This is a genomic window from Pedobacter sp. GW822-FHT03F06 (genome assembly GCF_058801365.1).
Map to the genome: position 1 here is coordinate 85,822 of NZ_JBXANE010000002.1, position 11,597 is coordinate 97,418.

The 11,597-nt window shown below is 37.3% G+C and carries 10 protein-coding genes; 6 read left to right on the forward strand and 4 right to left on the reverse strand.

Translation table 11 applies throughout. From position 1 onward, the window contains the following. From AC1RJ8_RS02920 to AC1RJ8_RS02930, 3 genes are all read right to left on the reverse strand, one after another. On the reverse strand, nt 1-1,836 hold the full coding sequence (locus AC1RJ8_RS02920; protein ID WP_492952453.1) for an ABC transporter ATP-binding protein: 1,836 nt from the start codon (nt 1,834-1,836) through the stop codon (nt 1-3). Nucleotides 1,837-2,130: 294 nt separating this feature from the next. Further along, nucleotides 2,131-3,189 (reverse strand): glycosyltransferase family 4 protein, encoded by a 1,059-nt coding sequence (locus AC1RJ8_RS02925; protein ID WP_492952454.1) that lies wholly within the window; start codon nt 3,187-3,189, stop codon nt 2,131-2,133. Between the two features lie 62 nt (nt 3,190-3,251). Continuing rightward, nucleotides 3,252-4,127 carry a glycosyltransferase family 2 protein gene (locus AC1RJ8_RS02930; RefSeq protein ID WP_492952455.1) on the reverse strand — a complete coding sequence of 292 codons (876 nt, stop codon included), beginning with the start codon at nt 4,125-4,127 and terminating at the stop codon, nt 3,252-3,254. Nucleotides 4,128-4,185: 58 nt separating this feature from the next. On the opposite strand from AC1RJ8_RS02930, the gene meaB reads away from it, so the two are divergent. Next, the gene (gene meaB, locus AC1RJ8_RS02935; RefSeq protein ID WP_492952456.1) at nt 4,186-5,085 is read left to right on the forward strand and encodes a methylmalonyl Co-A mutase-associated GTPase MeaB; all 900 of its coding nucleotides are present in this window, start codon (nt 4,186-4,188) and stop codon (nt 5,083-5,085) included. A gap of 51 nt (nt 5,086-5,136) precedes the next feature. On the opposite strand, the gene AC1RJ8_RS02940 is transcribed toward meaB, so the two are convergent. After that, entirely contained in the window at nt 5,137-6,426 is a 1,290-nt protein-coding gene (locus AC1RJ8_RS02940; protein ID WP_492952457.1) for an aminopeptidase P family protein, read from the reverse strand. Between the two features lie 171 nt (nt 6,427-6,597). On the opposite strand from AC1RJ8_RS02940, the gene AC1RJ8_RS02945 reads away from it, so the two are divergent. From AC1RJ8_RS02945 to recG, 5 genes are all read left to right on the forward strand, one after another. Beyond that, nucleotides 6,598-7,944 (forward strand): OmpA family protein, encoded by a 1,347-nt coding sequence (locus tag AC1RJ8_RS02945; RefSeq protein ID WP_492952458.1) that lies wholly within the window; start codon nt 6,598-6,600, stop codon nt 7,942-7,944. Nucleotides 7,945-8,041: 97 nt separating this feature from the next. Next, the gene (locus AC1RJ8_RS02950; RefSeq protein WP_317130071.1) at nt 8,042-8,179 is read left to right on the forward strand and encodes a DUF6728 family protein; all 138 of its coding nucleotides are present in this window, start codon (nt 8,042-8,044) and stop codon (nt 8,177-8,179) included. Nucleotides 8,180-8,190: 11 nt separating this feature from the next. Beyond that, on the forward strand, nt 8,191-8,571 hold the full coding sequence (locus AC1RJ8_RS02955) for a RidA family protein (RefSeq protein WP_029274517.1): 381 nt from the start codon (nt 8,191-8,193) through the stop codon (nt 8,569-8,571). Between the two features lie 2 nt (nt 8,572-8,573). Continuing rightward, nucleotides 8,574-9,476 (forward strand): EamA family transporter, encoded by a 903-nt coding sequence (locus AC1RJ8_RS02960; protein WP_492952459.1) that lies wholly within the window; start codon nt 8,574-8,576, stop codon nt 9,474-9,476. A 6-nt stretch (nt 9,477-9,482) separates the two neighbouring features. Beyond that, the gene (gene recG, locus AC1RJ8_RS02965) at nt 9,483-11,588 is read left to right on the forward strand and encodes an ATP-dependent DNA helicase RecG (protein WP_492952460.1); all 2,106 of its coding nucleotides are present in this window, start codon (nt 9,483-9,485) and stop codon (nt 11,586-11,588) included. The last annotated feature ends 9 nt before the right edge of the window (nt 11,589-11,597 follow it).

Genomic DNA, 11,597 nt, shown 5'->3' on the forward strand with positions numbered 1-11,597 from the left:
TTAGTCGTTAAAGGCCTGCATGTCGATTAAGCGCCTATATAAACCATTTTTGTTCATTAGCTCATTGTGGCTTCCGGTTTCTACTACGCTGCCTTTATCTATAACAACAATTTTATTGGCATGTTGTATCGTACTTAAACGGTGAGCAATTACAATTGAGGTGCGGTTTTTCATCAGGTTATTTAAGGCATCCTGAACTAATTTTTCAGATTCTGTATCTAAGGCTGAAGTGGCCTCATCCAACAACATGATTGGTGGATTAGCCAATACAGCCCTTGCAATACATACACGCTGTTTCTGGCCTCCTGAAAGTTTATTTCCTCTATCGCCGACAAAAGATTGATAGCCATCTTCTGTATTCTCGATAAAATCGTGCGCATTTGCAATTTTCGCTGCGGCAACAACTTCTTCCATTGTGGCATCTGGTTTGGCAAACGCGATGTTATTAAAAATGGTATCGTTAAATAGAAAAGATTCTTGATTAACGGTTCCCATTTGTGCCCTGATGCTTTCGACAGTAAGTGCTCTATAATCGTGGCCATCAATTTTAATCGTTCCTGATTTTGGATCATGGAAACGTGGAAGCAGATCCATTAATGTGCTTTTTCCGCCTCCGGAAGGCCCCACAAGAGCTACTGTTTGTCCTTTTTCAATATCGAAGCTTATCGAGTTAAGAATTTGTTTTTCCCCATAACTGAACGAAATATTTTGAAGGCTGATTGTACTGTTAAAATCATCAAGAACTTTCGAATCGGGTTCATTAACCAACAACGGTTTGGTGTCTATTAGGTCTAAAACCCGTTCGCCTGCAGCAATTCCAGAATGGATTCCACTAAATGAATCTGTTAATGCTTTTGCAGGACGCATTACCTGGGAAAAAATAGCGATGTAAGCAATAAAATCTGATGCTGTTAAAGCATTTTTATCATTATGTAATATTAATGATCCACCATACCAAACGATAATAGAAATCATTAAAACACCTAAAAATTCAGAAACTGGTGAGCCGAGTTGTTGGCGTCTGACCATTTTGCGTGTTAAGTTGGAATAGTATATATTTTCCTGGTTAAATTTGTCTTTAATTCGTTCCGTTGCATTAAAGGCCTTTATGATTTTAATCCCGCTTAATGCCTCATCTAAAAAGCCAATCATTTTTGCAAAAGATTCATGCGATTCTTTTGCCTGCTGCTTTAACCTTTTTACAATTTTACTGATAATAAATGCAGAAATTGGAATCACCAGTAAAGAGAATAAGGTAAGCTTTGCTGAAATATTAAATAAAAGAATAACATATACAATTAGTGTTACAGGTTCTTTAAAAACAACCTGTAATGTATTGGTAACCGTAAATTGAACCACCTGTACATCAGAGGCTACTTTAGAAATAATATCGCCTTTTCTCTCATTGTTAAAATATCCTACATGAAGATTCATCACATTGTTAAAGACCCGCTTTCTAAAGTTTAGCAATGTATGAACTCTCAGATCTTCCATGTAACGCTGAGAAAAATACCTGAACAAATTGGAAAGCAGTACAGAGATAACAATGATAATACAGATGTACATCAGTGTACTTTCTATAGTGTTAACCTTTATTGAATAGTTAACAAAATCTCTTAACTTGCCCAATAAGCTAAATGAGGAGGCTGCTTTATCTGTTAAGCTTGGCGTTTGGCAAGCTTGCTTGTTTGCATTTAAAAGTGTTTCGAACAGCGGCGATAACAAAGCCAGGTTAAAGGTTCCGAATAGAATAGAAAGTAAAGTTGCAATAACGTAAGGTATGGCAAACTTTTCAATAGGCTTGGCAAATGATAATAAACGAAAATAAGTTTTCATTAAATATTGTATATATAACAGAACCCAGGAAGTACCTAGTCAGGAAAAAATATAATAAAATCCGAGCAAATGTACGGTTTTTCATACATATGAATAAGATACTGAAACCCAACAAAATTAAAATTACAATTCTTGGGTTATGGCTGGATTGAAACGCTGTTTTGTGGGGATGTTTGCGCTAACAGTTGGCGCTAATTATTTGATTCTTAACATATAATGCGGGGGCGGGAACTGTTACTATAACCTATGTATATTTTTACACCTGTTAATTTTGCCGTTAAAACTTACTTTTTGTTATTTTTCCAAACATTCCTGATATAAATTAAGATACTGGTTGGCTGCAATTTCCCACGAAAACTTTTCTGCTTGGGCAATTGCTTCTTTAGCGCGGTTATTTTGAGCAAAATCATCCATTCCTTTTTTAAATACTTCCTGCATGTGTTCAGGTTCAAAATTATCAAAGTAATAAGCCACGTCGCCACCAACCTCTGGGAGTGAGGTGAATTTTGAAAGGAAAACAGGTTTTCCAAAGTGCATGGCCTCTATTACAGGAAGACCAAAACCTTCAGCAACGGAAGGGAATAAAAAAGCAGCGCAATTTTTGTAGTACCAAGCTTTATCTTCATCACTAATTGGCCCGGTAATGTGTACCCTATCCAAACAATTATGTTTTTCTGCTTCTTCTAAAATCCGCTGTTTATGAGGTGTTTCCCTTCCAGAAATTACCAGTTCAAAATCGTTATCTTTTAATAATGCAGGTAATAAGTGAAAACCTTTTTGTACCGAAAGCAAACCAATGGTAAATAGGAATTTCTTTCTAGGTTTAAAAGCTGGCTGATGATTTTCATCTGAAACTAATTTATCGGCCCCGTTATAAATTACACTGATTTTATTTGCTGACTCAGGGAAATAGTGTTTCACATCATTTGCAACAAACTGCGAAATACATACAATTTTATCACACTGTGATATTAGCTTGCCTAGTTTTTTTAGATATACCTGAATTCTGTGTGGCTTGCTAAACTTTAAATGAACCTTATTCATGTCATGAATGGTCATTATTTTTTTTGCATTAACTTTTTTTGGCCGTAATCTGCAGGTCTGATCAGAGAGATGAACAACTTCGAAATCATTTTTTTTCTTAAAAAATAACCGATCTAATCTCGAAAGATAAATGATATCAACTAAGCCGTTAAAAAGATATTTTGTCTGTTTGAAAAGATAAAATTTTAATTCAAACTTTCCTTTGTTTTCCTGGATTAATGCATCGCCTAATCCTTTCCCAAATGAAAAATAACCACAATTGGCATCTTTCATCGAATCAAAAGTTACTAAGACCTTAGGCTTTTCCATTAATTAAATCGTGTATTTAGAAGAAAACAATTCTGCAAATATAGCCAGATTTAAATTGTAGACTACTTTACAATTTTATAATTCCGGTATTCGAACAAACGTATTCCTGTTAAATCTTCAATTTTTTGCAAGACTCTCCTGCGAAAATTCATTTTTGGAGTTTCTTGAGTTAAATCTTTTTCAAATTTCCAGTTTGCAGCAGCAATTCTTTGCTGCATTACTTTTGGATGGCTACCCTTAAAATGAACTAAACGATCGGCATTGTGCATATCATAGGTTTCCTGCACAGGATAATGCTCTTCAATCCATTCTTCTGTTTGATAGAACTGATTAAAGTTTCGCACTTTGCCTTGTAATCCTTTTGGTGGTTTAACCCAGCCATAGTGATAGATGTAAGCATCAATTAGCTTAACCTTAAGTTTTCTGTCATTAATTCTGAAGCCTTGCGCGTCGCGGTAAGATTTTACCCCGGGTAAATTTTTTATAATCCGAACCTCTCTTCTATACCATCGTCTGGATTCAGCCAGATAATCATAAGAAGCATAAAAATGTTTGTATTTTAGAAGTAAGGCCTCTACATTGCTGTTGTTAAGCGCTAGCTCCATTTCTTTTTTGATCAAGGGGAGATAATCTTCATGTATGGCTTCGTCACCTTGAATGTAGATCATCCAGTCGGTATCTTTCCCTATTTCTGCTAAGGCTTTGTTGGTTTCATCAGCAAAAACACGACCGCCTTCCCTTATGCTATCATCCCAAACGGTATCGATGGTCCTGATTTTAGGATCAATGCTTTTAACCATTTCAGAAGTCTCATCAGATGAGTTGCCCAGCGCAACTATAAAATCGTCACACAAAGGTAATACGGAAAGTATGGCTTCTTTTGCGGGATAATCGTTTACAATTGCATTTCTTAAAAAGGTAAAACCGGTAACTTTCATTATAGGGATGCTTTGTAGCTGATAATTTTTGTTTATTTGTACAAAGATAGTTTTATTGATGAATACGCATCTATCCATTTTAAGCGAAGTAAAAGCTGGGAATTACAAGGTTTTGGCAAGAACATTAACCCTTGTTGAAAATAACATTACACCGGCTGATTCGATTTTAAGAGATTTAGATGGCCAGGTTAATGTGCCGGTTTTAGGCATTACCGGACCTCCAGGTGCTGGTAAAAGTACCTTGGTAAATGCAATAGCTGGTCATTTTGTGGCGAATGGAATGCGCATCGCTATATTGGCCATAGATCCCACCTCTCCATTTAATTTTGGTTCTTTGCTGGGCGATCGTATCCGCATGGCTGGTCAGTTTAACAATCCAAATGTTTTTATCCGTTCATTGGCTACCCGGGGCGCGCTGGGTGGTATTTCGGCGAAGACCATCGAAATGGTCGATGTTTTAAAAGCAGCTAATTTTGATCTGATTATCGTAGAAACTGTTGGTGTTGGGCAATCGGAGGTAGAAATTGCCGGATTAGCAGATAAAACCATCGTAGTGCTGGTTCCCGAATCGGGTGATGAGGTGCAGAATATCAAATCTGGTTTGATGGAGATTGCTGATTGCTTTGTGATAAATAAGGCTGATAGGGAAGGTGCAGCTATTTTTGCTAATAATTTAAAGAAAATTGTTCATCAGGGCACGAAGACTATCCCAATATTAAAAACAGTGGCCGATAAAAATACAGGTATTGATGAACTATGTGCATGGATAATCAAGCCGCTTCCTCATGATCATAACCGGAGGGCTTTTCTGTTTGCAGAGAAAGCCTGGAAACTCATTCAACACGAGAAAATGGGGGGTGTAGATAAAAAAAGGCTGCTAGAAAAAGTTCAGGCAGCCTTGAAAGAAGATGATTTTAATATCTATCGTTTTGCTGATGAATTTATCAGTAATGGTTAAGCTATAAATTGTTGCAAACGGTTAACGGAAAAACTGCCAAAGTAAATTGGATTAACTGTTCATAATATCCTCAATTTCTTCAGCTTCTAATGGGATATCGGCCATTAAATCTATATTTCCATTGGCGGTGATCAGAATATTGTTTTCTAAACGGATGCCTAAGCCTTCTTCCGGAATATAGATTCCTGGTTCAACAGTTAAAATATTGCCTGCTGCAAATGGTGTGTATCTTCCGGCAAAGTCGTGTACATCAATGCCTAAATGGTGTGAATTGCCATGCATAAAATATTTTTTATAAGCTGGCCACGCTGCCGTTTGGTTTTTCACGTCTGTTGTCGAAATAAGTCCAAGCTTAACCAGTTGTTCAGTCATAATTTCGCCAACCTGTTCGTGGTAGCTATTCCATATGGTTCCTTCGCCAATTAATTTAATCGACGCTTTCATTACGTGCAATACTGCATTGTATACCTGCTTTTGTCTTTGGGTGAACCGACCGTTAACGGGGATAGAGCGGCTCATATCTGCATTGTAATTGGCATATTCGGCCCCAAAATCAAAAAGTATAACGTCGCCGTCTTTACATTCCTGATTATTATCATTGTAGTGGAGGATGTTTGCATTATGACCGGAAGCAATAATAGGGGTGTAGGCATGGCCTGTTGCGCCCTGGCGGATAAATTCGTGGATAATCTCCGCTTCAATTTCATATTCCTTAACACCAGGCTTGGTGAATTTTAATACCCTGATAAAGGCATCACGTGTTATTGCCGAAGCTTTTTTAGTTAGTTCAACTTCAACATCTGATTTAACTGCACGTAAATTTCGCATAATTGGTGCCGAACGTTCATAATGATGCAATGGATACTTGGCCCGCATTTTTTCAATGAAACGGATATCGCGATAAGGAACTTCATGGGCATACCTATCGTTTTCATTTGTATTTAAATAAATATATTCAGCATAGTTAACAATACTATGCAATATGTTATCGAAATCTTCTAACCAATATACTGCTTGAATACCCGATGCGGCTTTAGCCTGCTCTTTAGTATACTTGTATCCTTCCCAAACTTTAATGTAATCGTTGGTCTGTCTTAAAAACAGGACTTCTCTGTACAATGGATTAGGACAATCAGGAAATAATAGCAATATTGTTTGTTCTTGATCAATTCCAGATAAATAAAATAAATCAGGGTTTTGCTTAAAAATAAAGTTCTGATCACCGCTTCTAGGAAATTCATCGCTTGAGTTGAATATAGCTAATGAATTGTTTTTTAGGTTGTTAGTGAATTTTTTTCTGTTTAAAATAAATAATGACTGATCAATAGTAGGATATTTCATGAAAATGGTATTTTTATATGGGCAATGGCCAAATGTAATAAAATGATTAATTACTGTGAAGTTTGGAACGGAGTTTGTATAAAAGTTTGAAAATTTAAAATTTTGTTTAATTTTGGCATTACTAAAAAATTAATCAATTAAATTGTTTAACCCTTAAAAAAGAAAAAGATTATGAATTATTCTACTTTAAAGAAAAGTGTTGCGCTTTCTTTAGTGGCATTAACAGGAGTTGCTTCTCTTGCTGTCGCTCAAGATGCACCTGCAACAACTTCTGGCGTCAAGGTATTTGGCGGTAGAGGTCAGTACAGAACTTGGTCTATCGGTGTACATGGTGGTGTTTTAATGCCAGTTGTTGCTATCGGTGGTACTAACGACTTCAACAAATGGGATGCTAACTTAGGTTACGGTTTAAACATCCGTAAACAATTAGGTCACTCATTCGGTTTGGAATTAAACGGAACGCGTGGTAAACTTTCAGGTACTAACGAAGGTATTTCTAACCCTGCTGTTAGAGAATTTGAAACTGAATTACAATATGCTGTAGATTTACGTGGTGTTGTTAATGTTGGTTCTATTGATTTCTTACGTCGTGAGAACTCTGTAGGTTTCTTCTTAACAGCTGGTGCTGGTTATATGGCTTATGCTCCAAAAATCATTACTGGTGCTGGTCAAACTATCGACTGGAAAGGTAAAGCTGTAGGTCCTGCTGATGACAGACATGATGCTAAAGATTACGTAAAAGGTTTCTATATCCCAGTTGGTGCTGGTGTTAAATTCAAAGTTTCTGAGCGTGTTAACTTTAACTTAGGTTACACAATGAACTTTGTTGATGCTGATAACTTAGACGGAGTTTATGCAAAAGGTCAAACTAAAGATAAATTCTCTTACGGTTATGCTGGTTTAGAATTCTCTTTAGGTTCTTCTGCTAAACCAAGTTTAGAGTGGACTAACCCATTAGCTACTATGTACGATGAGTTAAAAGATCCAACTTTACGTCAAGAAGTTGAAGCATTGAAAAACCGTGTTTCTGCTGTTGAAAAATCTGTTGAAGATTTGAAAAAAGATACTGATGGTGACGGTGTTGCTGATCAATTCGATAAATGCCCAGGAACTCCTGCTGGTACTGCTGTTGATGGTTCAGGTTGTCCTCTTCCAAAACCACAAGTTGATTCTACTGCTACTAGCAATGTAACTGGTTTCGAAAAAATCGGTTTCGATTTCAACTCTTCAGTTTTAAAAACTGAGTCTTACCCTACTTTAGATAAATTATCTTCAGTGTTACGTGAAAACGGTGGTAAAGTAACTGTAAACGGTTACGCTTCAAGCGAAGGTACTGCTGCATATAACTTGAAATTATCTAAAGACAGAGCTAACTCTGTTAAAACTTACTTAGTAAACTCTGGCGTTAACGCTAGTCAAGTTGCTACTAAAGGTAATGGCGAAGCTAATCCAATTGCTTCTAACGATACTGAAGAAGGTCGTATCCAAAACCGTCGTGTTGAAACTGCTAGAAACTAGTATTTCAATATAAGATTTAAAAAAGTCCTGATGAAAGTCAGGACTTTTTTTGTGCCTTTTAATTTTCTGTGTTAAGCTTTTTAGCTAAGTTTGTGTTATGTACTTCTTTAGAAAAAAGGATCCGAACAGACCAAATAATATCAATCTGAAAATTATGCATTTTATAAATGCATTGGCCATCTTAATTTTTCTTGCAGGTATCATCTACAAGCTAATCCAATGGCTTGCTAAATAACCCCAAATTGTATGAAACAAATTATTAAAACAACTAATGCTCCAGCTCCAATTGGACCATATAGCCAAGCTGTACAAGCCGGAAACTTTTTATTCGTATCAGGCCAGGTAGCTATTAATCCTGAAAATGGAGAATTAAATATTGGTAATATTGAAGAAGAGACACACCAGGTAATGCGTAACCTTAAAGCAGTTTTGCTTGAAGCAGGTTTAACTTTCGATAACGTAGTAAAGTCTACCATCTTCTTAAGTGATATGGGTACCTTTGCTCAGGTAAACGAAGTTTATGGGCAGTATTTTACGGCTGATTTCCCTGCACGCGAAACGGTTCAGGTTTCGGTATTGCCGAAAAATGTTAATGTAGAAATTTCTGTAATTGCCATTGTAGGCTAATTTTGGCAGATAGTAAAAGCAAATATTTTATAGCGGGCATTGTTCCTTACATTATCTGGGGAACAATGTCTATACCTTTGCGTAACATCAAAGGTTTTCCGCCACACGAAATTTTATACTACAGGATATTTATTTCCATTATCGTAGTTTGGGCAACCATTCTTTTATTCAGAAGGGAAGCATTAAAGGCTGATCTGAATTTCTTAAAATCGTTAAGCACCCGTCAGAAAACCAGACTATTGCTGCTTACTGTAGTGTCGTCATTTCTGATCACGGGAAACTGGTTTACCTATATTTATGCGGTAAATAGTGTAAGTTTAAAAGCAGCTGCCTTTGCCTATATGGTGTGCCCACTGTTAACTGCACTTTGTGGATTTATCATTTTAAAAGAGCAGTTAACTAAGTCTAAAATTATTGCCCTGATCATTGCATTTATAAGCATCATTCTATTGGCAACGGGCTCTTTACACGAAGTAATGTGGGCCATTATCATCGCATCGTTTTATGCCATATATGTTATTGTGCTAAAAGTAATTAAAGATGTAGATAAGTTTAACTTTTTAGGCGTTCAGTTAATTTTATCAGGATTAATGATGCTGCCTTTGTATTTTCTCAACGCTGCGCCTTTTCCTACCGAAACCTTCTTTTGGTTGCATATATTGTTGATTGCCATTGTATTTACCATTATCCCACTCTTTTTAAATTCTTATGCACTGTTGGGCATGCCTTCGTCGGCCTTGGGTATTTTAATCTATCTCAATCCAATAGTTGCATTTACCGTTGCATTTTTCTACTTTGAAGAGAAAATAGATCTGCACCAATTTTTTGCCTATTTGCTTTTGCTGCTATCGATCGTTATTTTTAACGTACAGTTGTTAAAGAGTGTTGTTTACAAGAAACAGTAAAATATTTTGTTTAATCCGGTATTAGATACACCTGTTGAGTTTTTAAAAGGCGTTGGGCCAAGCCGTGCCGATGTTTTGAAAAAGGATCTCGGCCTTTTCACTTATCAGGACATGCTTGCCCACTATCCGTTCAGGTATATCGACCGTACAAAATATTTCAAGATTAACCAGATCAATCCTGATTCGCAGTATATCCAGATTATTGGACGTGTGATCAGCAAAAAGGTAATCGGCGATAAAAGAGCAAAACGTATTGTTGCTGTTTTTAAGGATGAAACCGGAATTATGGAATTGGTTTGGTTCCAGAGCCTAAAATGGGTTGATGATAATATCACTGTTGGCACCGCTTATGTGGCCTTTGGGAAACCAACCATCTTTAACGGAACATTCAGTATCTCGCACCCAGAAATGGAACTGTACCAGCGTAAACAGGTGGGACGAGGGAATTTAACCTTGCAGCCGGTTTATAACTCAACAGAGAAGCTTAAAAAATTTAATCTCGATTCAAAAGGCTTACAACGTTTAATTGCTGGCTTGTTGGATCAGATTATTCCCCAGGTTCCCGAAAATTTGCCACAATACATTATTGATAAGTATCAGCTGCCGGATAAGAGATTGGCTCTGCTGAATATTCATTTTCCTAAAAATGTGAAGGATTTAAGTGCAGCGGAAAGACGCCTTAAATTTGAAGAGTTATTCTTCATCCAATTACAGCTTTTGCATAATAAACATTTACGCCAGTTAAAATTTAAAGGTGTAACTTTTGAAAAGGTAGGTGAAAAAGTAAACCGCTTTTATAATGAATTTTTGCCTTTCGAATTAACCAATGCGCAAAAGCGTGTGGTTAAAGAAATTAGGATAGATACACAGCGTGGTGTGCAAATGAACCGGCTTGTTCAGGGCGACGTAGGAAGCGGTAAAACTGCGGTTGCACTAATGAGTATGCTTTTGGCAAATGATAACGGCTACCAGGCTTGTATGATGGCTCCAACAGAAATTTTGGCCCGCCAGCACTATGCCTCTATTACAGAACTTGTAACCAACGACCTGGTACGTGTTGCTATCCTTACTGGAAATACCAAAAAGAAGGAGCGTACTGTTTTGCATGAGCAATTGGAGAATGGAGAAATCGATATTCTGATCGGAACACACGCCCTGATTGAGGATAAGGTTCAATTCAAGAACTTGGGGCTGGTTGTGATTGATGAACAACACCGTTTTGGTGTAGAGCAACGCGCTAAGCTTTGGCGGAAAAATATTATTCCCCCACACATTCTGGTGATGACCGCTACACCAATTCCACGAACTTTGGCCATGACCTTGTACGGCGATCTTGATGTTTCGGTTATTGATGAATTGCCCGCGGGCAGGAAACCGATAGAAACCAAACACCTTTTTGAAAGCCAACGCCTCAGGATGTTCGGTTTTATGAAGCAGGAAATAGCCAAAGGCAGGCAGGTTTATATTGTTTATCCTTTAATTAAGGAAAGTGAAAAATTAGATCTTTTACATCTCGAAGCCGGAATTGAGCAATTGAGTTATCAGTTTCCAAGGCCAGATTACCAAATGAGTATTGTACACGGGCAGATGCCCAATACTGATAAACAGTTCGAAATGCAGCAGTTTATTGATGGTAAAAGCCAGATTATGGTTGCCACCACCGTAATAGAGGTGGGCGTAAACGTACCTAATGCTTCGGTAATGGTAATTGAGAATGCCGAACGGTTTGGGCTTTCACAACTGCACCAGTTGCGTGGTAGGGTAGGCCGCGGTGCAGAACAGTCTTTCTGTATATTAATGAGTGGAAATAAACTGAGTAAAGAAGGCAAGATCCGTTTAGAAACGATGGTAAGAACCAATAACGGCTTCGAAATATCAGAAATAGATTTACAGCTCCGTGGCCCAGGTGATATTACAGGAACTCAACAAAGCGGTGTTTTAGACCTGAAGCTTGCCGATTTGGCAAAAGACCAGATTATTTTGTCTGAAGCACGTAATACGGTAATCGCACTTTTTGAGGACGATCCGCAGCTGGCAAAACCAGAAAATGCAATGCTAAAAGCTTATCTGCAAAAATTGGAAAGAGGCATTTCGTTCGATAAGATAAGTTAACCATCAATT

Coding starts and splice junctions, on each gene's coding strand:
- AC1RJ8_RS02940 (WP_492952457.1), bottom strand. CDS start 6,426: ATGAAATATCCTACTATTGATCAGTCATTATTTATTTTAAACAGAAAA.
- AC1RJ8_RS02955 (WP_029274517.1), top strand. CDS start 8,191: ATGAAACAAATTATTAAAACAACTAATGCTCCAGCTCCAATTGGACCA.
- meaB (WP_492952456.1), top strand. CDS start 4,186: ATGAATACGCATCTATCCATTTTAAGCGAAGTAAAAGCTGGGAATTAC.
- AC1RJ8_RS02945 (WP_492952458.1), top strand. CDS start 6,598: ATGAATTATTCTACTTTAAAGAAAAGTGTTGCGCTTTCTTTAGTGGCA.
- AC1RJ8_RS02925 (WP_492952454.1), bottom strand. CDS start 3,189: ATGGAAAAGCCTAAGGTCTTAGTAACTTTTGATTCGATGAAAGATGCC.
- AC1RJ8_RS02930 (WP_492952455.1), bottom strand. CDS start 4,127: ATGAAAGTTACCGGTTTTACCTTTTTAAGAAATGCAATTGTAAACGAT.
- AC1RJ8_RS02920 (WP_492952453.1), bottom strand. CDS start 1,836: ATGAAAACTTATTTTCGTTTATTATCATTTGCCAAGCCTATTGAAAAG.
- AC1RJ8_RS02950 (WP_317130071.1), top strand. CDS start 8,042: ATGTACTTCTTTAGAAAAAAGGATCCGAACAGACCAAATAATATCAAT.